The organism is Brevibacillus sp. SKDU10 (assembly GCF_001645205.1).
Lineage (GTDB): Bacteria > Bacillota > Bacilli > Brevibacillales > Brevibacillaceae > Brevibacillus_B > Brevibacillus_B halotolerans.
Genome location: NZ_LSSO01000195.1, coordinates 39,118 through 60,103, shown reverse-complemented (window position 1 = coordinate 60,103; position 20,986 = coordinate 39,118). Strand labels below are relative to the sequence as shown.

Sequence of the window (20,986 nt, the reverse complement as noted above, 5' to 3'; positions counted from 1 at the left end):
GCTACGGGAGCAAAGGCTATAGCAGCGCTTGCTGTTGCTTATTTTATTTCACCTGTAGATTTAATTCCTGAGGCTTTGACAGGCCCTATTGGTTATTTAGATGATATAGTGCTAGCGGTATATGCCTTACACAAGATTCTTAGCAGCACGGAGCAGGTCATCGTACAGGAGCATTGGAACGGAAAAGATAACCTGCTACAGGTGATTACGGATGTTATTTCGAAAGCGGATGAATTAGTAGGGACTCATATCCTGAAGAGGATTGATGCCCTCCTATTCCACAAAACAAAGGGGAATTAGATATGAAATTTTTGGCTGATTATGTGGAGGGAGAACGCGTAATCGCCTTTTGTCTCGTTAAAAGTAGAGAGATTGGCGTTGCTAGCAACCAGAGCGAATATATGAATCTAGAGATTGGTGACAGATCTGGCAGCTTGCCTGCAAAGATTTGGGATGTTACCGATGAGCTTAAAGAAAATCTTCAAGTAAAATCGATTATTAAAATTGATGCACAGGTACAGATGTATCGCGGTAAAAAGCAATTAGTCATTCAACGTATACGTCACGCTACTCCTGCGGACGAGGTTGTAATGGAATCGCTGGTCCCTACTTCCAAATATGCTGTAGATGAATTATGGGGACGGCTGGAGAGTCATATATCCGATATTCAAAGCCCTACATTGAGAGCGATTATCTCACATCTGATCGGGAAGGAAGACGTGTATGAACGGATGCGCTCTTTTCCAGCGGGCGTTCGAATGCATCATCATTATTATTCAGGCTTATTAGAACATGTAGTCTCTTTATTAGATTTGGGCAAACGCTTGCTGCCGCTATATCCACAGGTAGACCGTGATGTGCTGCTTACCACCTGCATCTTGCACGATATTGGCAAGCTGTATGAGTTATCTGATCCGGTAGCCCCAGAATATACCACTCCAGGACAGTTGATTGGTCATTTGGTTATGGGAGTAGAAATGGTGACGAGGGCATGTACAGACTTAGCTATACCATTAGATGATAGTGAAGTACTGCATCTGAAGCATTGCATTTTAAGTCATCATGGCGATTTGGAAATGGGATGGGGAAGCGCTGTGTCCGGTAAGACACCTACTGCTGTTATTTTCCACTACCTTGATCAAATTGACAGTAAAATGAACGCGCTAGGCAATACCTTACAGGAGATGTCAGAAGAGGAAGAATGGCATTATGCACCTGTGTTAAAACGGAAGGTGTGGAGAGGCTTTTAAGCGATTCCCCAATTACGTGTCAGGCTATTAAAAAAGCTGATGTAGGCTGGTTCCTACCTCAGCTTTTTTGAGGAGTAACGGATACGGGAGATTGAAGCAATACCTCCTCTTCTATCCTTCCTGAACGTAAGCGTAAGATTCTATTTCCCAGCTTGTACGCTTCTGCCTCATCATGTGTGACTAATAAAACGGGAATATTCCAGAGCTGATGCAGGCGAAGCAATTCGTCCTGACACTCTGCTCTTGTTGCAGGATCTAGGGCTGAGAGAGGCTCATCTAAAAGCAATAAAGCTGGTTTGACTGCTAGAGCACGGGCCAATGCTACCCGTTGCTTTTCTCCGCCTGAGATATTAGTAGGAAAGCTTTTCCACAGATGACGAATCCCGAGCGTTTCACAGATTTGCTCTAGGAAGGCCTTGTCAACAGCCTGTTTTTTTGAATCAATCCCGTATAAAATATTTTTTTCAACAGTCATGTGAGGAAACAAGGCATAGTCCTGAAAGACATAGCCGATATTTCGTTTTTGGGGAGGAACGCTACTTACTGGAGTGCATAGTTCTTGTCCGTGTAATGAAATTAGAGCAGCATCCGGTGTGAGCAATCCAGCGATACATTCCAGAATGCTGGTTTTACCCGAACCGGATGGGCCAAACAGGACAACAATTTCGTTATGAACAGTAAATGATACTTCTAATGCGAAATGCGTACGTTGTTTCATGATCTGAACCTGTAGCATGGAAATACCTCATCTACGTAAAGTGACTTTTTTAATCTTTAAACTGCGTATGACGATTTAATGTATGTTTACTCCACCAGTTAAGCCAGAGTATGGTACTAAAGCCAATGGCAACGATAATAGCGACCCAAAAGGCTGCGATTTCCATACGTCCACCCTCCACTGCAAAATAGATGGCGATCGGAAGTGTTTCTGTTTTCCCAGGAATATTACCAGCTAGCATGAGTGTTGCTCCGAATTCACCAAGCGCTCTGGCAAAGGAAAGTACAAGTCCAGCCAAAAGCCCGGGCCAGCATAACGGAAACGTGACAGTCCAAAAGACCCTCCAAGCAGAAGCGCCAAGCATAATAGCGGCTTGCTCATAGCGCCGATTCATATTTTGAAAGGCGGCATGGGCGGCCTGATACATCAGGGGAAACGATACAACTGCAGAAGCGATCACCGCTCCTACCCAAGTAAATACAATTTGAAATTGAAAAGCCTCCAATAAAAATTTTCCGATTAACCCGTTTTTACCAAACAGTAGAAGCAGACCAAAGCCTACTACAGTGGGAGGAAGCACGAGAGGCAACAGAAACAATGCTTCGAGAATGCTTTTGCCAAAAAATTGACGACGCGAGAACCAATAGGCGATAAATAATCCGCTGATAAATACAACAATAGTCGAAATCCCCGCTACCTTCAACGACAGGTAGAGCGGGGAATAAGAGATGTCAGGCATAAAAAAGTACCCTCACTTTAATTTGCTTTGCCCATATGTAAGCTTGAAAATCGCTTATTTTACAGGATGAAAACCGTATTTCTCAAAGGCAGCTTTCGAAAAATCAGTGGTTAGGAATGTTAAAAACTCTTGAGCCTCCTTTTGATGCTGTGTAGCTTTTACCAAGGCGGCCGGGTAGACAATAGGGCTATGCCAATCTTGCTTGGCAGTTGCTAGGATTTTGATCTTATCAGATGTAAGTGCATCGCTTTTATATACGACACCCAACTCCGCATTACCTGACTCAACGTAGGTTAGAACTTGACGAACATCTTTTGCATACACCATGTTCGGCTTCATTTTTTCCCACAGACCTAATTTTGTCAAGGATTCCTCTGTGTAACGACCGACTGGGACAGAGCTTGGTTCACCAATCGCAAACTGCTTACCTGTTTCAGGTGTTATTTTCTCAAACGAATCGATGGAGATGGTACTTTCTTTAGGAGCAATTAATACCATTTCATTCGTAACTAATTCGGTTTGGGAATCCTCGATGATCAGGCTTTTCTCTTTTAACGTCTTCATATCCTTGGAACTAGCGGAGATGAAGAGATCGCTTGGGGCTCCCTGTTCAATTTGCTTGGCAAGTTTACCTGAACCACCGAAGTTATAAGTCAATGTAATTTCAGGATGCTTGGTTTCATACTCTTTTTTTACATCTTGTAGCACATCGGTCATGCTTGCTGCAGCAGACACAAAGATTTCTGTTTTGGTTTGCGGGGATTTCGAATCACCAGTAGGTTGAGTGGCTGATGGAGCCGGAGTAGAACAGCCTACAGTAGCCAGTAATAAGGAGAAGCTGACCAAACTGCTCAGGAAGCGTTTTTTCTGGCGTGATGTTAACATGAAAGACTCTCCTTCAATATAAGTAGTTATAATTAGTTATATTTAGATATAACTAATTAAGAACATTATAGCTTGGATTCCTAGTTATGATAAGATATTTTTACTAGTAAAGATTTAATACTTGAAAAGGAGGCTATCAATGACGCAAAACATCTCCTATACGACTGAAGAGGTTGCTAATATTTTGCGAGTATCCAAGCTGACAGTATATGACCTCATAAAAAAGGGAGAGCTGTCTGCTTATCGTGTTGGTAGACAGATGCGAGTAGATGCAAGCGATCTGGAATCCTACAAGCTAAAAACAAAATCGAAAAAAACCGCTAACACCACCTCCTTTTCACAAGTAGGAAAACCTATCGCAGCAGATAAACCATCGTCTGGTGGGATTCAATCCATTATTATTAGTGGACAGGATATGGCACTAGATTTGTTAGCCTCTCAGCTAGAAAAGCAAACAGGCAGTATAAGAGCGCTTCGTTCCTACCAAGGAAGCTTAAATAGCTTGGTCTCTCTTTATCGAGGAGAAGCGCAGATTGTGAGTACACATCTTTTTGACGGTGACAGCGGGACCTACAATTTGCCTTATGTACAGCGCGTATTAACAGGTCGACCATATCTGATTGTTCATATGATGGCTCGCCAAGCAGGTCTCTATGTAGCAAAGGGGAATCCCTTACAGCTACGCACGTGGTCTGATTTACAAAAGTCAGGAGTCAGAATAGTCAATCGAGAGGTTGGTTCTGGAACAAGGGTTTTATTAGATGAGCAACTGCGTCTTCATCAGATTGATCCAGCCAGACTATCTGGGTATTTTAATCATGTAGAGCATAGTCATTTAGCAGTCGCAACGGCAGTCGCGAGGGGAGCCGCAGACGTAGGGATTGGCATTGAAAAAGCTGCAAGAATTGTAGACGTGGAGTTTATTCCTTTAATTCAAGAGCACTATGATCTAGTTATGCTGGTTACACAACAAAGTCATTATTGGATAAACAGTCTCCTGAAATTGCTGCAAAGTGAGGCTTTTAAACAAGAACTACAGGCTATCGGGGGCTATGATGTAACGCTCACGGGTGAGATCAAGCTGAAGGGGCCTATTCATTCTTGGTGATAAATTACTTTACAAATGATCAAAATCCCGTTATTCTATAGGATATAACTTGATACGAATGTGTTATGGAGGAGCCTGTCATTTGATGGGCTCTTTTTGTCGTTTTTTACATCCAGCTTTTGGATAATATAACAAAATAAACTTCAGGGGAAAGAAAGAGAGGTTATCAAGTGGATAATCAAGCATTATTAGCAATTGCGATTTTTCTCATTACCTACGCTTTTATTATCAGCGAAAAACTGCACCGTACAATTGTTGCGATGGCAGGGGGATTGCTCATGATCCTCACGGGTATCGTTACCCAGGAGGAAGGAATTCATCATATCGATTTTAATACATTAGGCTTATTAATCGGAATGATGATCATCGTGAGCATAACAGCACAAACGGGTGTGTTCACCTTCGTAGCCATTAAAGCCGCTAAAGCGGTAAAGGGCGATCCGGTTAAAATCCTGATTGCATTAAGCTTAATTACTGCTCTGGCATCAGCTTTGCTGGATAACGTAACAACCGTTCTACTCATGGTGCCTATCACATTTAGTATTGCACGTCAGTTGAATGTAAACCCGATTCCTTATCTGATTAGTGAGATCATTTGCTCTAATGTAGGGGGGGCCGCGACACTGATTGGTGATCCGCCAAATATCATGATTGGGAGCGCTGTACCGGAATTGACCTTTATGGCTTTCCTCATACACATGGCTCCAGTCATAGCTATTATTTTAGTAGTTGTCATTATTTATTTGTTACTCGTTTATCGAAAAGGATTACAAACAACTCCAGAATTACAGCAAAAACTAATGCTACTAGATGAAAAGCAGGAGCTAACAAATCCTACTTTATTAAAAAAATCATTAACAGTGCTTGCCTTAACGATTATTGGCTTTGGCTTGCATGGTGTATTTCATCTAGAATCAGCCACGATTGCATTAGTGGGCGCGTTCTTATTACTCCTATTAACAGGAGAGCATTATTTAGAGGAAGCTTTGCTGAAAGTAGAATGGAATACAATCTTTTTCTTTGCCGGATTGTTCGTATTGGTATCTGGTCTGGTAAACACAGGTGTTATAGCTTCCCTAGCTGAAAAAGCAATCGAATTTACACAGGGCGATACATTGAAAACATCGATTATCATACTGTGGATGAGTGGAATTGCATCTGCTTTTGTTGATAACATTCCATTCGTAGCGACAATGATCCCTATGATTAAAGAGATGGGAAGCCTTGGGATTACGAATTTGGAGCCACTATGGTGGAGTCTTGCCCTTGGCGCTTGCTTAGGGGGGAACGGTACGATCATCGGAGCTAGTGCTAACGTAATTGTTGTAGGAATGGCTTCGAAAGAGAAATACCCAATTAGCTTTGGGATGTTTTTCAAGGTTGCTTTTCCGATCACGATTATTACATTGATCATATCTCACATATATGTGTATCTACGTTATTTCTTCTTTGCTTAATATTAGGTAGATATGCTTAAAAAACCATCGAAAGAGGCGAGAGCCTTAGCCGGTGGTTTTTTGCTACTAGTCTTCTTTTATAAGATAATAATGGAGCAAAAAAACATCGATCAGGTAAGGAAGTGGCCGGAGTGTTGCAAGTCACACAAGAGCTCGCGCAGGATATTGTTACTCGGATGATGAAGGTCATTGGTTATAACGTCAATGTAATGGATGAGCGAGGATACATTATTGCCTCTGGAGATAAAAATAGGCTGCATCAAAAACATGAAGGCGCAGTTATTGCTATTGAGCGCCGAGGCCGCTTTGAGGTGTATCCGGAAGATGTAAGGCGCCTGGTTGGTGTTCAGGCTGGAACCAATTTAGTTATCCAATTTCAAAATGAAATAGTGGGCGTGATTGGTATTACCGGTGATCCACGTGAGGTGACGAAGTATGGAGAGCTTGTCAAAATGACAGCAGAGATGTTTCTGGAGCAATCCTACTTACTAGAGCAGGCCAAGCTGGATAAACGATTACGGGAAGATTTTTTGTTGTCCATCATACATTCCGACCATCAGGATAGTTCTTTATGGAAGGAACAGGCAAGGCGGCTGCAAATCGATCTATCCATTAAGAGAGTGGCGGTTGTCATTGAATTAGTGGATATCGGGATTTCTGACGATAGTGCCTACACGACCTTACGTCAAATGGTTGGCTTATTGGAGCTGCGTGATACCATTGAAATGATGGCCATTAAGAATTCAAAACAGATTGTTTTAGTAAAGGAATCACGCCATTATCGGGATAAGGAAGCGATTTGTGAAGGTGTTGAGCAAATATTACAATTGCTAAAAAATCAACTCATTACGCCTATTAAAATATCAGTTGGAAAAGCCTTTTCAGGTGCAGAGGGGCTACGCTATTGCTATGAGTCTGCTCGGGATACATTAGTAGCTGGTAAAGCGATGGCTCCAGAATTAACCGTTTATTACTATGATGATTTTTTAAATGAAACACTGATGGTCTCCGTACAGGAATCTTGGAAATCAGAAGAGTTGATCAAGGTGTATAAAAATCTCATCACACAGGATAAAAGTGGAGAGCTTCAGCAAACTCTTCACGTTTATATGGAAGAAGAGGGAGAACTGCATCGGATTGCAAAGCGGCTTGTCATTCACCGTAATACGCTTAGATACCGACTGCAACGCATTTATGACATCACAGGAAAGGACCCCAAAAGAATCAGTGACTTCCTATCATTACAATTTGCTATGTGGCTCTATAAGCTTAAAAATAAACAAACATAAAAAAGGAACAAATTCCAATTTTACCAATCGAAAGGAGCCTATTGTGCAAATGAACAAAAACTCCCTGTCCGTGAGGCGGGAGTTTTGTTTTTGTGGCTGATGAATCCGCTTTCATGAAAGCGCTATGATATAGACGAGAGATAGAAAGCATACAAATAGAGCTGAAGTCAGAAGGAGGAGTCACACATGGATGTAACCGTAAGCGTTTTTGGGGCATTAGCGGCGTTGATTGTAGCCATCGTTCTTATTTTGCGTAAAGTGCCGCCTGCTTATGGAATGATTGCTGGTGCCTTGATTGGTGGTGTCATCGGCGGAGTTAATTTGCCGGATACCGTTACCCTTATGATTGAGGGAACCAAGGGTGTTATACCGGCTGTCTTACGTATCCTTGCAGCAGGTGTTTTGGCTGGGGTACTAATTGAATCGGGAGCAGCATCCACAATCGCTGAGACTATTGTAAAAAAAGTAGGCGAAACAAGAGCGTTGCTAGCCCTTGCCATTGCAACGATGATTCTGACAGCGGTGGGTGTCTTTATTGACGTAGCAGTAATTACCGTAGCTCCGATTGCTTTGGCGATCGCGCAGCGAGCTGATATATCGAAGATGGGTATTTTGCTTGCGATGATTGGAGGGGGGAAAGCTGGTAATATCATGTCGCCGAACCCTAATACAATCGCGGCGGCCGATACATTCCACGTACCATTGACTTCTGTGATGGCAGCAGGAATTATTCCTGCTCTCATTGGAGTGGCTGTGACTTACATGATTGCAAAAAGACTGTCGCAAAAAGGAAGCAAAGTAGCGGCAAACGAAAGTAGTGAAGTTGATAGAAGTAAGCTTCCAAGCTTTGGAACAGCAATTTTGGCACCGTTTACAGCCATTGTTTTACTAGCTTTGCGACCTCTATTTGATATCAATATTGATCCGTTAATTGCTTTGCCTTTGGGGGGGCTTGTAGGAGCAATTGCTATGGGACGCGTAAAAAAAGTGAATCAGTACACAATATATGGGTTAGGTAAGATGTCGGGTGTAGCCATTATGCTGATTGGAACGGGAACACTTGCCGGAATTATCGCCAATTCAGAACTAAAAGGTGTCATTATTTCTGCCTTGACTGCTTCTGGTCTTCCAGCATACCTGTTGGCGCCGATTAGCGGTGCGTTAATGTCTTTGGCTACAGCCTCTACAACAGCTGGCACGGTGGTAGCAAGCTCTGTATTTGGTAGTACGATCGTTGAGCTTGGTGTAAGCTCATTAGCAGCGGCGGCAATGATACATGCGGGTGCGACTGTGTTTGATCATATGCCGCACGGAAGCTTTTTCCACGCTACTGGTGGTAGCATTAACATGGCAATGAAAGAACGGCTACGCTTAATTCCTTATGAGACAGTGATTGGCTTTGTACTTGCTATCATTTCTACTCTGTTATTCGGTATTTTTCAAATTATGGTATGAAAATAGCTAGTACAGCATGCGAGAGGAGAGACGACGATGAAATTCGTTATTGCACCGGATTCTTTTAAAGAAAGTTTAACGGCTATGCAGGCAGCAGAGGCAATTGAAAAAGGAGTAAAAGAAGTCTTCCCTAGCGCTGAGTGTGTTTTGATACCGATGGCAGATGGTGGTGAAGGAACGGTTCAATCGCTGGTGGATGCTACGGGTGGAGAGATTGTTACTTGCCAAGTAACAGGCCCGATTGGACAGCCTGTAGAAGCATTCTATGGATTATTAGGCGATAAAAAAACGGCGGTTATTGAAATGGCAGCAGCTTCAGGCCTGCATCTGGTGCCACGCGAAGAGAGAAATCCGCTTATTACAACTACGCGAGGTACTGGGGAATTAATTCTCCATGCCTTGGATTCAGGTGTCGCACATATCATATTAGGTTTAGGGGGAAGCGCAACGAATGATGGTGGTGCTGGTGCAGCGCAGGCGCTAGGTGTAAGGCTGCTAGATCAGAATGGCGAGGAGCTTGGCGATGGCGGCGGAGAGCTTCATAAGCTTGTTGAAATCGACATAAGCTCTCTGGACCCTCGCATCCAGAAGGTAACCTTTGAGGTGGCCTGTGACGTAGATAATCCCTTGACAGGACCAAAAGGAGCTTCTGCTGTATTTGGACCGCAAAAAGGAGCGACGCCTGAACAAGTAGCTCTGCTCGATCAAAATTTAGCCCATTATGCGAAAAAATTAAAAGAATACCTCGGTAAGGATGTTGATAAAATCGAGGGAGCTGGGGCTGCAGGTGGTCTAGGAGCAGGTGTGCTAGCTTTCTTTCAATGTGAATTAAAACGCGGGATTCAAATTGTAATAGAGGCAACTGAGTTAAATAAACATGTACAGGATGCTGACTTTGTGATCACAGGGGAAGGGCGCGTAGATTTCCAGACCATTCATGGAAAAACTCCGATTGGTGTAGCCAAGACGGCTAAGCTCTACAATGTTCCAGTAATCGGCATTGCGGGTTGTGTGACTGAGGAGAGTAAGATTGTACACGAGCATGGAATTGATCTTTTATTCCCGATTATTCCTCACTTAGCTCCCTTGGAAGAGATTTTGCAAGAAGGAGCCCAAAATATGGAACGGACGGCGCGCAATGTGGCAATGTCCTTGAAACTAGGAGCATTGTGGCAGAAGAGTAAATAGGAAAACAAAAAGCCCTTCTTATCAGGAAACTTGCTGAAGTTTCAAGTGATAAAAAGGGCTTTTTATTGGTCATTATTCAATCGTGTGATGTCTTTTGCGTGTAGCTGATTTTTTAGGCGGTATGACGGCACTCTCGATTTTTTCATACAAAAGAATACCCTCATCAATTAAGCCTACTACGCGAGGGAATCTTGGAAGTAAGCGATGAATAGCATAAGCACAACTCATCCCAAGAACCATACCGGACAAAACGTCTGTTGGATAATGCACACCAATGAACACGCGGGAAAGGGATACACCAACCGCGAGAACCATCCAGAAGCGTTTACCCTTTGGTTTGATATAATACCAGTAGGTAGCTGCGATAGCTAGTGCTGCTGTCGCATGGTCGCTTGGAAAAGAAGCATCCGCATCATGCGGTACCAATGGTGTCAGTGGCAGCGTAACGAACGGCCGGTCGCGATAGATGAGATGTCCTAGCACCCAGCTTATTCCCATGGAAATACAACAGACAATGATTGTTTGGATAATCATCCGTTTGTTTTTACGATTTCCAAAAAACCAATAAACGGGGATGCTCAGGTAAAAGAGGTATTCTGCATATTTAGCTAGAAAAATGCTAATCCAGCCGACAACTGAATAGGAACCAGCAAAGGAGCTGAGGGCTTGTACAACAGTAGAATCCAAGGTTATTTCCTCCAGTTCATAAACTCTGACAAAAATCCTTCCCCCATTATATACCGTAAAGGTAGTAAATCCACCACCAATCCTTACTAAATTAATCTCTATCTAAGGTCACAAACAGAAGAATCCTTTCGATAGGCTATTTACCATTACGTTTAAGGGAAGAAAAAGGTTACGGGGCAAGCAGGTTTCTATAAAAAATGTTTGAAACCTAGATAGGACAGGCATGTATACGATTACAATGATGGCTGGGCTGTTACAAAATCACATTCAGTCATAAAAAAACAATAGTAAATGTAGGATTTTCTGCTTTGATGTAGAATATAGGTTACTATTCCGTCTTGTGGAAAGTCTTTGCAATGCAGAAGGAGAATGTTTCATGAATAGGCCAACATATACCATCGCTAGTTACATCAAGAAGGTTTTTCGGCCAGGGGAGCGTTCACTTCCAAGAACTGATATCATTGCGCGCTTAGAAGAGCAATTACACTTTATGCCAAATGGAAAAAGCGCGGAAGAAATCCTCTCCGAAGCCATGCAGCTTACTGATTCGCCCATAAAGGTTGGCAGAACCGAAGCGATCCTAGAGCTTACATACCAACCACATCAATTATTTGATCAGGCATATCGTTTTGTGAGAAAATCTCATTCTCCCAAAAATTTAGACCAAATGATGCGTGAATTGCGTCAACATACCCATTTTTCCTGGAATCAGATCACCAAATTGCTGATACTGGATAAAGACCCGCGTTTCGTTCAATACGTTGGAGATGAACGCTGGTATCTTGCTGAATGGAAACTGGCTAATGACTCCATTTATGAATTTTTGGTTAGCAAGGAAATCGACAGACTATCTATCCGCCTTTTGTTCCACATGGTGGAAAATGAGTTGAAGCTGTCTATCAAAGAAAGCATGTTTGTACCGGAATTGGACGGTCGCTTTACAGTTAGTGGCGAAAACATTTATGTAAATGGCCAAGACAATAAAGCAAAAGCTGTACATGAAATGCAAACTGCGCAGGCACAAGTAGCTACGGCAGAGACTGTGATCGAAAACGATCAGCTAGCACTTGACCAAACCGAGCCACAAGCAAAAAATTTAGAGGCCGTACAGGAGGAAAAAATCATGATCACAACGCAAACAAAAAACGTTTTAGCAGAAGTAGAACAGCTATTAAATAAGGCAGTTTCCCTTTTGGATCAACGTAATGCCGAAATGTCCCAAGAGGTAATTTCTCATTTCCAAGAGAGTAACATGGACGCCATTGAAATTTTGATGAAGGAAAAACATAAAAACGAACAGGTAGTTGCCGACATTAAAAATATTGTGACTACACTTGATCAAGAATAATGAAGGCAGAAGAGTCCATTTGCATGGAAAAGAGATTTTATGTGATCCGTGAGATCATTTTGCAGTATGAGGCTCGCTTAAAGCATATGGAAAAAATGGTGGTACAATTTTTTTCCACTAATCAATTAGAAGCCATATCTGAATGTGTTGCTGAACGTGAGAGAATTGAGAAGCTTATTAAAAAGCTGCAGCATTTTGTTGAAAAATGGGAAGCATACACGGATATGAGTATTGATTACTAGGCATTCGGGTAGAATAACTTGCAATCAATTCAGGAAATGCGATATAACTAGAAGGATTGTGGCAATTCCTAGCTGAAGGTTAGCTGGGTCGAAAGGAGAAACAACCCCCCATGTCAGTCGGTAGAAATGAACTGTGTCCATGTGGCAGCGGTAAGAAATATAAAAAGTGCTGTGGTGTTGTGACGGACATTGCTCAGGTACGCATGGCTCGCGAGCAAAAGCTCCGCAAAGAGTTTGCTACTTGGACAGAACGTCTAACGAAATATGTGGTGCAGCATGTCAACGATATAGAAATAAGCAGGGCTAGAGACCGTTTTGCACAAGAAACGGGCCTTACCCTAAAAGAGCTGTTCCAACCACGCTGGATGGACCATTTTATGAATTGGTATGTGTTCGATGTGAAAAACGAGGGTGTTTCTGTCCTTGAACATTTCATCGCTCAATACGGTAAACGAATGGACCAAGAGATAAAAGAAGGTTTATTACATCTTCAATTAGGTCTATATGAGATTACATCCGTTACAGAAGATATGACTGTTGTTATTGATTTGTACACCAATCAGGAGCACAATCTAATCTCTTCCCAATCTGTTGTGCTAAAGCCAGGCCAACTCTTGCTTGCTAGATTAATTCCGCTAGGCTATCGTGATTCTATCTTCTCAGGCAGTCTCATGGTAAGCGCTACGCTTAAAAATGAATTGCTAACGATAGTGAAAAATATGGAAAGCTCCGGTAGAGAAGCTGTATCACTAGCTCTTTACAAGCGTTTAAATGAGCAGGGTGTAAGCTATGAGCAGGAGCCTGAGGAAGAGAGTATGGTTCGCTTTGTTTATGAAGGCGTGCATGCTCCTGAAATCAGACGCTTATTAAAAACACACGGGTCTTTTGAATCCAAAAAGCAAGAGCCTTCTCAAGAGACTTGGGTATATGCTTCGCAAAAGGATGAATTCCTGATTCGCTCTCTAGACAGTGCTTTGTTGGAACTTCATGAAATTGCAGCAGAATTGATTTTAGAACAAAAACGACTAACGATTGAAGGCTATAAATCAGGCGTTGAACAGGCAAGTGATGCGCTTCAGCTAGGTGCCCCAACTGAAGAGATAGCGATTAATGGATTAAGCTCGACAGGAACAAAGCTGACGAAGGGTACATTATTCATCACAAGTGCGCCTACATTACCGCCTAAAGTATTACAATGGGCAGTTCAGAGTTACTTTACAGAGAAGTGGTTGCAGACGTCTCAGATGGAGCTTCAGGATGTACCACCATTGCTGGTAGCCGCTTCTGATAAACAAGAGTTAAAAAATGTCCTTACTCAAATCTTAGACAAGCTAGAGCATGAGGAAGCGATGGGACAAGGCATTGCGCGCTTTATGAATATTGAAGTGCTAAAGACCAAACTGTCCATGCCGAATCATTTGCATCATATTGCTAATCTGTTGGATCGTCCGTTAATCGAAGGTTTACCGGAGAGTATTTTTACGGTTCGCCCAGAAGTGCTGGCTGACATAGCTTCTTTCGTAGAGGAAATGACAGCAGGAAAATCTGAGCTAACGATGAAAAAATACGATGAGACGATGAACCTGTTCCGTACATTTATTCGTAATGCTTTTGGTCCTACTTTTGATTGGAACGCATTACGTATTCAGCATGTTGCTTATTTCTTAGCGCATGATGTGTTGGAACGTGTTGATACGCCGTCCAAAACTTTGGCGAACAATCTGCTTTCCGTTCTAACAGCGTTCTTCAAATGGCTAGATAAAAAGCATCAGACTTTATTAACTGCTGATATGCTGAACTTAATTAGTCAGCTTAAAGAGGATCTGCCTGAGGCATATCGTATGCGCACGTTGTTATCCAAGGAGGCGAATCATTCTCTACACCAATCCTCTCTGCAACCGCAGGCGGTTCTAGAAGAAATGTTAGCTTATGCCGGGAAAAAACAACCTGAGCATGCCTTGATGCGTCAAAATGGTGAACAACTATCATTTGTAACAGAACAAGAAATAGTGATGAGCGAGGGCTGGAGCATATTTGCTATCGCTGGGCTTGTAGAGGATGGTACACTCCGTCTCTATGGTGCCCCAGAGATTTATCCACCCGCTATTACTGAATTGGTGATAGCTGCTACTAAACAAAAAGCGTAATTCATATTCATCCCGTCTTGCTATCTGAGTGAGGCGGGATGTTTTGCTTATGGCCCCTATGAATGGAGAAGCAAGGATACTCACACAATAAGAGAGCAAGATAAAAGGAGGAGAACAGATGGCAAAGCAAATCAAAGGCAAAAGCGATAAGTATCATATTCGTCATGGCGGAGATGCGCACCATACTGGGCAAAATGCAAAGCATGAGAATGAAAGCAAGCCGGTAAAGGGCTTTAGCCAAGCACCTCACGGGATGCAATAGTTCATCTGTTAACTCCAAATCATATCTGGCTATCTTCACTTTTCCGAACCCCTTTCGTTTCTTATTAGCGAAAGGGGTTTCTGATTTCATAGACATTTTTCTACAAAATACCACATGCTTGTGATATGATAGAGGATGTAGTTTTTAGCAAAAATAGGTGAAAAGCTCTATTTCACTTCCTGAAATCTCAATTTATAATGATGGGAATTGTGAGACAAGAGGCTTGGGTTGTAATGTTAAGTGTAACCTTTCTGAGGTGTTGGCTGTCTTAACAAAGGAACATAGATTGCGAGTGACAAGATTATTTGTCACATAAGGAGACTGATTACATATGCAAGAAACGGTTGCGAACACGAGTAAGCGCACCGCTTCCAAACCGAAGAAACCTAAGAAAAAGAAGACAAAGCTACGCATAATTCTTCTCACCCTGTTAGCCTTACTCATTTTGGGTGGTGGGGCCTATGCCTATTATGTGTACCAGACAATCGATAAAGCTATGGATAAGGCAACGGAAGACCCTTATCAAGATGTAAACAATGTGCTGCCTGCTGATACAAGCTATAGCTCAAACAAACCTATCTCTGTTGTACTGTTAGGACGAGATTCGAGGCCAGAGACAGGCTCGGCTAATACCGATGTAATGATTGTTGGGGTTATTGATCCTGATACGAAAAAGGTGACCATGATCTCCATTCCCCGAGATACCCGAGTCAAAATTCCAGGCTACCGCGGATATCATAAGGTGAATGCTGTATTTGCCAACGGAGAGGCTGAGCGCCGTCAGGCGAAAGCAAAAGGGGAAACACCTACCGAAAATGGGATCACCCTAACGAAAAAAACGCTTGAGCAGGTGCTAGGTATTCCGGTTAACCACTATGTTGAGGTTGATTTTAATGGATTTAAAGCAGTCGTGGATGCGGTAGGTGGAGTGGAAGTCAACATAGATCGTCGACTTGTATATGACGATCCTACTGATAACACCCATATTAACCTTAATCCGGGGCGCCAGGTGCTGAATGGTAAGAATGCACTTGATTATGTGCGACATCGTCACGATAATCGCGGTACCAAGTATTATTCCAATGACTTTGATCGAAACCAACGTCAGCAGGAAGTAATTAAGGCGATTATGAATAAGATGCTGTCGATCGAAGGCTTTGCTAAATTGCCCAAAGTGATTGAAACAACTGGTGATCATATCCACACTGATTTTAGCAAGGAACAAATACTAGGCATTGCCAATGATTTTAAAAGCTTTAACATGGATAATTTTATGGTAGTAGACAGTGGAGCCTTCTGGAGCTCAAGTACAAGCTACACATTGCTACCAACGAGCAAAAAAGATGAGATTCGCCAAACCTTACAAGCTGCTATGAGGCTAGACAGCAACGAGGTGGCCAAAATTGATTACAACGACTCTCCGTTTGATAATCAAGTAGTGGAATATGTAAATAATTCCAAATCGAAAAAGAAGCAGGAATCGACGAAATCTAAGCAATCAAGTAACAAAGTTCAATCGGAAGCGAAAGACTCCGATACAACCAAAAATGGGAATGAGCAGCAAAGTAACGAACAAGACCTGTTAAATGGTAATGGACAAAATGGTGCAAATGATTCCGGAAATAATGGATGGGATAACAATAATGGAAGCTCAGGACAGTCGGAGAGTAATTCACCGCCAGCCGATATTATTGACGCACCTAATTTCCAGCAAAATACCCCAGCTTCTAATCACGAAATGACGCCTCCACCGGTAAATATTACGCCGCCAGCTGGTTCGAGCTCACCTTCTGTTGGAAAGGTAACACTTCCAGAGAGCCAGGTGTCCTAAAAAGACTGATAGTTAGTGGGAAATAGAGGTTTTAGAATACTCATAGCAACAAATAATATAATAGCATGCCAGCTGGAGAACTCCAGCTGGTTTTTTTTGCTAATAAGGGTATATAACTATGTACAAACCTATGCCGGAATCGTATTTTCAGGAAAGGTGCCTGTGATAAAAAAATGTTCATGTCCCGGGAAAGATTATAAAAGGTTGATTTACTGGTGGCAGGCCCTGATGCTTTGAATGAATCAATCCTTTCCAAAATAAATTGTTTCAAAGGGATATGAGGTAGTTACCAAAGAGAAAAATCATGATAAAATAAAAGGAACAATCAGAATATTTTTAGGGTTGTATGTTTTGAACGAATGACATTGGCTGTAAGGGAAAGGGGAGATAGGTATGACACTTTTTTTGGTGAATACGGGCCTTGTTCTTTTATTCTTGTATTTTATTAGTCGTCAGAACGATGATGAAATCCTGTATGATGAAGATTATTTCCTCGAACACCCTTCTGCGTTGGAAGAATATCAACAAATGCCAATTGAATTTCAGAATGCCTTCTTCCGTAAGCATAAGGAGTGGCTAAAAGAAAAGTATATGCTAGGAGATAGCTATCTGCTGGGATACTGTCCAAATAAAGATGTCAGGCGGATATGGCTGTCGGAATTTCTAAATAAAAAGGACTGCCATCCAACACTATGAATGAGAAAGTAAAAGGCTATTGCTTTGTGAAAGCGGTTTCTTTGCTTTACGGCTTCCTCTGATTTCAGTATGATGGATGAAGTGCATCATGAGGAGGAAAAAACGATGTTAGATATATTGGTAGCAAAAGTAGACGAAGAGCTTTCAGCCTACGGTGTAACCACAGAGGTATTACTAAAAACAGAACGTTCGATTTTAGAAGGGGAAGAATATCACGAGGTTGAGATGCGGTTCATGGAGGATGAAGCAAGGGAAGGTGCACCAGTAGCCGTTATTCACTTATTTCCGCTTGAAGAAGCAAAAATGTGCGAAATTGAAGTAGAGGTTACTTATCTTGTAGATGGACGAGATACCAATGCTTTATGGCAAGCTGCTAAAGCCATTGTGCCAGAGATCGCTTTTACAAGCAAAAAGCGCATGCTATCGCCAGAGCAGGACTCGCAGATGGAATGGGTTGCTGATTTTCATTTTATGCTTCCGCTCAATCCAATGGATGAGCAGGATGAATGGAAGCCAGTGCTTACAAATATGGCAGCACATGTAGGAAAATTGGTGCGTATTGTTTATTAACCTATGAAGGAAAAGGCTCTCAATCGAGAGCCTTTTCTTTTACCATAATTCCGGTCTTTTCTTCATAAATTTTAAATAAAGCGGCCATATCCTCCATTGGATATTTTTCGCTAGCTTGCTGATACATTTGTTCAGCCAGCTTATTGATCGGCATGTCCAGCTCGTAGGCTTCTGCTAATTCTCCAGCAATGCGCATGTCTTTGTATAACAATTGATTGCTAAAGCGTGCATCAAAATCACGTTGGTGTACCAATGGAACGATTCGATGCAGCATTTTGCTATCTCCCGTACTTGCTGACAGCACCTCATACAACTGAGTGGTATCAACCCCTGCTTTGGTAGCCAACATGAAGGTTTCTGCTAAAGCAGTCGTATGTACGCCAATCAAATAGTTATTCATCAGCTTAGCAATACTACCATTACCGATTTTTCCTAAGTAAAACAAATTTGTTCCGAGTGCTTCAAAGACTGGTTTAGCTCGTTCGTAATCGTTTTCTAATCCGCCACACATGATAGCTAGGGTACCAGCAGTAGCTCCCATTGGACCGCCGCTGATCGGAGCATCCATGTAAGATCCTCCCTTTGCTGTGATAGCGTCATACACGCGTTGATTTAATAACGGGCTTATTGTGGAGTGATCAATCACCAATGTTCCTGTCAGATCAGCACTTAGAATGCCATTTTCGCCAAAATAAACTTCTTCAATCGTAGAGGGAAGAGGTAAGCAGGTAAGTAAAATATCTACCTTTTCCACCAGATCGGCAGGGTTTTTAGCTTCAACGGCACCTAGAGAAACAGCTTTGTCTATAGGGCCGCGACTTCTCGAAACAACATGCACAGGAAATCCAGCCTTTAGTAAATTTTGTACCATAGGTAGTCCCATCGTACCTAGTCCAATAAATCCAATTGTATCCAGTGTAATCTCCTCCAATTTTGCATAGGTCATGCTTACCTTTTATTATAACAGGGCAAAACAATCATAGTCAGAAAAAAAGGAATTTTTGAAGTGCGTAGAGAAATGAGTGAACATTCATTCAAAAATGGAAAGTGGGGATATCGGATGCTATCACATATTTTTCAACCAATTCAAATTGCAACACTACAGCTCCCTAACCGTGTGATTATGGGGTCCATGCATGTGGGCTTGGAAGCATTAGATCATGGATATGAGCGCCTTACTGCTTTTTATGTAGAACGAGCAAAGGGAGAAGCAGGCTTAATTGTTACGGGAGGGGCCGCAGTGTTGCCAGAGGGAGGTGGCGGAGCAGGCTTTACGAACATCTATGCAGATGAGCATATTCCACCACTGTATAATATGACTCGTGCTGTCCATGCAGCTGGTGGAAGGATTGCGCTACAGCTTTTTCATGCGGGGCGTTATGCTTATAAGGAAATGACAGGTCTCGACCCTGTAGCTCCTTCTCCATTACAAGCACCTATTAATCGAACTGCCCCTATTGAAATGGATGAGGAATTAATTTTACATACCATTCAAGCTTTTGCAGATGCAGCCCGCCGAGCAAAGGAAGCAGGCTTTGATGCAGTTGAAATCATGGGCTCAGAGGGGTACTTAATTAATCAATTTTTGTCACCTGTGACCAATCAGCGTTCAGATGGATGGGGAGGAGACTTAAAACGACGTGCGCGATTTGGATTGGAGATAGCTAGGCAGGTTAAGAAAGCGGTTGGTCCAGAGTATCCTGTCTTTTTTCGAATGTCTGGGCTTGATGTTATGCCCAACAGTACGACATTAGAAGAAACTGTTCAATTTGCAGTATGGCTGGAGGAACTAGGTATTGATGCCTTAAACATTGGCATTGGCTGGCACGAGTCGCAAGTGCCCACTATTTCTATGATGGTTCCTCGCGCTTCATATGTTTGGGTAGCAAAGGAAATCAAAGCGGCGGTTGGCATTCCGGTTATTGCTAGTAATCGCATAAACGATGTTCGTTTGGCAAATCAAATCGTTGCCGAGGGACATAGTGACCTTGTTTCCATGGCTCGGCCTTTTTTGGCAGACCCGTATATTGTAGCCAAGAGCAGAGCAGGGCGTTTTGCTGAGGTTAATACATGCATCGCCTGTAATCAGGCTTGTCTCGACCACATTTTTGAAGGAAAAACAGCTTCTTGTTTAGTTAATCCATTAGCAGGTCGTGAATGGGACATTAGCATTACACCAGCGGAAAAGACCAAGAAGGTGGCAGTTATCGGAGCAGGTCCGGCTGGGCTGGAGGCAGCGCGTGTGCTGGCATTGCGTGGGCATGACGTGTCATTATGGGAGAGGAATAATCGTTTAGGGGGACAGCTTAATTTTGCCAGTCAGGTTCCTGGGAAGAGCGAATTTAAGGAAACGCTCCGCTACTACGAGAATGAGCTACGTAGACTAGGGGTAAAGGTACATCTGGGAGAGGAGGCCACCAGCGATAAGCTTGTCGCTGAAGGGGTAAATGAAGTCGTCCTTGCTACCGGGGTAATACCACGATCACCTGAGCTTCCGGGGACGGAGCTGCCGCATGTCGTAAGCTATGCCGATGTCTTTACAGGAAAGGTGCCAGTGGGTCAGCAGGTAGTGATCATTGGAGCAGGGGGAATTGCCTGCGATTTATCACATCTACTGGTAACGAACACCACTCTTTCAGCAGAAGCAGGTCAATATTTAGCGGAGTATGGGATCGTGTCAGCGAAATCATATGGTAGCATGCAATATAACAAGCGTTCTATCACGCTTTTGCGTCGAGGTAAACATGTTGGTACGGGATTAGGCAAAACCACTCGCTGGGCCGTTCTAGCGTTGTTAAAGAGACACGGAGTAGTGATGAAAACGGAAATTGAGTATAAAGAAATTTTACCAGATGGCGTTCGTATTATAGAGAAAGGACAAGAAGTAATCATTCCGGCAGATACGGTGATAATAGCAGCTGGAAGCACACCGAATCGCATGCTTGCGGATTCTTTGCCAGCAGAAATGAAGGTTCATCTGATTGGTGGAGCGAAGGAAGCTGGGGAATTGGATGCGAAACGAGCCATATGGGAGGGCATGAGCGTAGGGAGAGAAGTATAGCGTACCCTACCGTTCAAAAGGATACTCAGAACAAGTGTATTTCGCTGTACAAA

20 protein-coding genes are annotated in these 20,986 nt (G+C 42.8%); 15 read left to right on the top strand and 5 right to left on the bottom strand.

The features are described from left to right. Positions 1-300 (top strand): YkvA family protein (locus AYJ08_RS19850; RefSeq protein ID WP_157452897.1); only part of this gene is annotated, 300 nt, incomplete at its 5' end. Positions 301-302: 2 nt separating this feature from the next. Beyond that, complete coding sequence (locus AYJ08_RS19845) at positions 303-1,250, top strand: 3'-5' exoribonuclease YhaM family protein (RefSeq protein ID WP_064019145.1); 948 nt, start codon at positions 303-305, stop codon at positions 1,248-1,250. Positions 1,251-1,308: 58 nt separating this feature from the next. On the opposite strand, the gene AYJ08_RS19840 is transcribed toward AYJ08_RS19845, so the two are convergent. Genes AYJ08_RS19840 through modA form a run of 3 tightly spaced genes read right to left on the bottom strand, consistent with a single transcriptional unit; the run spans position 1,309 to position 3,592 of the window. Beyond that, positions 1,309-1,986: an ATP-binding cassette domain-containing protein gene (locus AYJ08_RS19840; RefSeq protein ID WP_064019144.1), complete on the bottom strand. Its 678-nt coding sequence runs from the start codon at positions 1,984-1,986 to the stop codon at positions 1,309-1,311. A 31-nt stretch (positions 1,987-2,017) separates the two neighbouring features. Further along, entirely contained in the window at positions 2,018-2,707 is a 690-nt protein-coding gene (gene modB, locus AYJ08_RS19835; RefSeq protein ID WP_022586457.1) for a molybdate ABC transporter permease subunit, read from the bottom strand. Positions 2,708-2,761: 54 nt separating this feature from the next. Continuing rightward, on the bottom strand, positions 2,762-3,592 hold the full coding sequence (gene modA, locus AYJ08_RS19830; RefSeq protein ID WP_064019143.1) for a molybdate ABC transporter substrate-binding protein: 831 nt from the start codon (positions 3,590-3,592) through the stop codon (positions 2,762-2,764). A 139-nt stretch (positions 3,593-3,731) separates the two neighbouring features. Here modA and AYJ08_RS19825 point away from each other — a divergent pair, with 139 nt between their 5' ends. The 5 genes from AYJ08_RS19825 (at position 3,732) to AYJ08_RS19805 (ending at position 10,089) form a co-directional block, all read left to right on the top strand. Continuing rightward, entirely contained in the window at positions 3,732-4,700 is a 969-nt protein-coding gene (locus AYJ08_RS19825) for a helix-turn-helix transcriptional regulator (RefSeq protein ID WP_064019142.1), read from the top strand. A gap of 170 nt (positions 4,701-4,870) precedes the next feature. Next, the gene (locus tag AYJ08_RS19820; RefSeq protein WP_064019141.1) at positions 4,871-6,157 is read left to right on the top strand and encodes an ArsB/NhaD family transporter; all 1,287 of its coding nucleotides are present in this window, start codon (positions 4,871-4,873) and stop codon (positions 6,155-6,157) included. Between the two features lie 131 nt (positions 6,158-6,288). Further along, positions 6,289-7,446, top strand: a complete 1,158-nt coding sequence (locus AYJ08_RS19815; RefSeq protein ID WP_064019140.1) for a sugar diacid recognition domain-containing protein — start codon at positions 6,289-6,291, stop codon at positions 7,444-7,446. Positions 7,447-7,632: 186 nt separating this feature from the next. Beyond that, positions 7,633-8,901 (top strand): GntP family permease, encoded by a 1,269-nt coding sequence (locus AYJ08_RS19810; protein WP_064019139.1) that lies wholly within the window; start codon positions 7,633-7,635, stop codon positions 8,899-8,901. 36 nt (positions 8,902-8,937) lie between these two features. Next, the gene (locus tag AYJ08_RS19805) at positions 8,938-10,089 is read left to right on the top strand and encodes a glycerate kinase (protein ID WP_064019138.1); all 1,152 of its coding nucleotides are present in this window, start codon (positions 8,938-8,940) and stop codon (positions 10,087-10,089) included. A gap of 72 nt (positions 10,090-10,161) precedes the next feature. Here the strand turns inward: AYJ08_RS19805 and AYJ08_RS19800 are convergent, their stop codons facing one another. Beyond that, positions 10,162-10,776 (bottom strand): undecaprenyl-diphosphatase, encoded by a 615-nt coding sequence (locus AYJ08_RS19800; protein WP_064019137.1) that lies wholly within the window; start codon positions 10,774-10,776, stop codon positions 10,162-10,164. A gap of 376 nt (positions 10,777-11,152) precedes the next feature. Here AYJ08_RS19800 and AYJ08_RS19795 point away from each other — a divergent pair, with 376 nt between their 5' ends. From AYJ08_RS19795 to AYJ08_RS19770, 7 genes are all read left to right on the top strand, one after another. Beyond that, on the top strand, positions 11,153-12,124 hold the full coding sequence (locus AYJ08_RS19795) for a hypothetical protein (protein WP_064019136.1): 972 nt from the start codon (positions 11,153-11,155) through the stop codon (positions 12,122-12,124). 23 nt (positions 12,125-12,147) lie between these two features. Continuing rightward, positions 12,148-12,366, top strand: coding sequence for a hypothetical protein (locus AYJ08_RS19790; protein ID WP_003340098.1), 219 nt, complete (start codon positions 12,148-12,150; stop codon positions 12,364-12,366). A gap of 110 nt (positions 12,367-12,476) precedes the next feature. Next, entirely contained in the window at positions 12,477-14,513 is a 2,037-nt protein-coding gene (locus AYJ08_RS19785; RefSeq protein WP_064019135.1) for an SEC-C metal-binding domain-containing protein, read from the top strand. Positions 14,514-14,631: 118 nt separating this feature from the next. Beyond that, positions 14,632-14,775: a hypothetical protein gene (locus AYJ08_RS24130; protein ID WP_003340095.1), complete on the top strand. Its 144-nt coding sequence runs from the start codon at positions 14,632-14,634 to the stop codon at positions 14,773-14,775. Positions 14,776-15,106: 331 nt separating this feature from the next. Further along, positions 15,107-16,606: an LCP family protein gene (locus tag AYJ08_RS19780; protein WP_064019134.1), complete on the top strand. Its 1,500-nt coding sequence runs from the start codon at positions 15,107-15,109 to the stop codon at positions 16,604-16,606. A gap of 393 nt (positions 16,607-16,999) precedes the next feature. After that, positions 17,000-17,302, top strand: coding sequence for a hypothetical protein (locus AYJ08_RS19775; RefSeq protein WP_031412395.1), 303 nt, complete (start codon positions 17,000-17,002; stop codon positions 17,300-17,302). Between the two features lie 105 nt (positions 17,303-17,407). Continuing rightward, a complete protein-coding gene (locus tag AYJ08_RS19770; RefSeq protein ID WP_064019133.1) occupies positions 17,408-17,872 on the top strand; it encodes a hypothetical protein in 465 nt (154 codons plus the stop codon). 19 nt (positions 17,873-17,891) lie between these two features. Here the strand turns inward: AYJ08_RS19770 and AYJ08_RS19765 are convergent, their stop codons facing one another. After that, complete coding sequence (locus AYJ08_RS19765; RefSeq protein ID WP_064019132.1) at positions 17,892-18,818, bottom strand: NAD(P)-dependent oxidoreductase; 927 nt, start codon at positions 18,816-18,818, stop codon at positions 17,892-17,894. A 114-nt stretch (positions 18,819-18,932) separates the two neighbouring features. Between AYJ08_RS19765 and AYJ08_RS19760 the strand changes: the two genes are divergently transcribed. After that, positions 18,933-20,933: an oxidoreductase gene (locus AYJ08_RS19760; protein WP_064019131.1), complete on the top strand. Its 2,001-nt coding sequence runs from the start codon at positions 18,933-18,935 to the stop codon at positions 20,931-20,933. The last annotated feature ends 53 nt before the right edge of the window (positions 20,934-20,986 follow it).

Coding starts and splice junctions, on each gene's coding strand:
- AYJ08_RS24130 (WP_003340095.1), top strand. CDS start 14,632: ATGGCAAAGCAAATCAAAGGCAAAAGCGATAAGTATCATATTCGTCAT.
- AYJ08_RS19770 (WP_064019133.1), top strand. CDS start 17,408: ATGTTAGATATATTGGTAGCAAAAGTAGACGAAGAGCTTTCAGCCTAC.
- AYJ08_RS19775 (WP_031412395.1), top strand. CDS start 17,000: ATGACACTTTTTTTGGTGAATACGGGCCTTGTTCTTTTATTCTTGTAT.
- AYJ08_RS19785 (WP_064019135.1), top strand. CDS start 12,477: ATGTCAGTCGGTAGAAATGAACTGTGTCCATGTGGCAGCGGTAAGAAA.
- AYJ08_RS19805 (WP_064019138.1), top strand. CDS start 8,938: ATGAAATTCGTTATTGCACCGGATTCTTTTAAAGAAAGTTTAACGGCT.
- modB (WP_022586457.1), bottom strand. CDS start 2,707: ATGCCTGACATCTCTTATTCCCCGCTCTACCTGTCGTTGAAGGTAGCG.
- AYJ08_RS19795 (WP_064019136.1), top strand. CDS start 11,153: ATGAATAGGCCAACATATACCATCGCTAGTTACATCAAGAAGGTTTTT.
- AYJ08_RS19825 (WP_064019142.1), top strand. CDS start 3,732: ATGACGCAAAACATCTCCTATACGACTGAAGAGGTTGCTAATATTTTG.
- modA (WP_064019143.1), bottom strand. CDS start 3,592: ATGTTAACATCACGCCAGAAAAAACGCTTCCTGAGCAGTTTGGTCAGC.
- AYJ08_RS19840 (WP_064019144.1), bottom strand. CDS start 1,986: ATGCTACAGGTTCAGATCATGAAACAACGTACGCATTTCGCATTAGAA.
- AYJ08_RS19780 (WP_064019134.1), top strand. CDS start 15,107: ATGCAAGAAACGGTTGCGAACACGAGTAAGCGCACCGCTTCCAAACCG.
- AYJ08_RS19760 (WP_064019131.1), top strand. CDS start 18,933: ATGCTATCACATATTTTTCAACCAATTCAAATTGCAACACTACAGCTC.
- AYJ08_RS19765 (WP_064019132.1), bottom strand. CDS start 18,818: ATGACCTATGCAAAATTGGAGGAGATTACACTGGATACAATTGGATTT.
- AYJ08_RS19790 (WP_003340098.1), top strand. CDS start 12,148: ATGGAAAAGAGATTTTATGTGATCCGTGAGATCATTTTGCAGTATGAG.
- AYJ08_RS19810 (WP_064019139.1), top strand. CDS start 7,633: ATGGATGTAACCGTAAGCGTTTTTGGGGCATTAGCGGCGTTGATTGTA.
- AYJ08_RS19845 (WP_064019145.1), top strand. CDS start 303: ATGAAATTTTTGGCTGATTATGTGGAGGGAGAACGCGTAATCGCCTTT.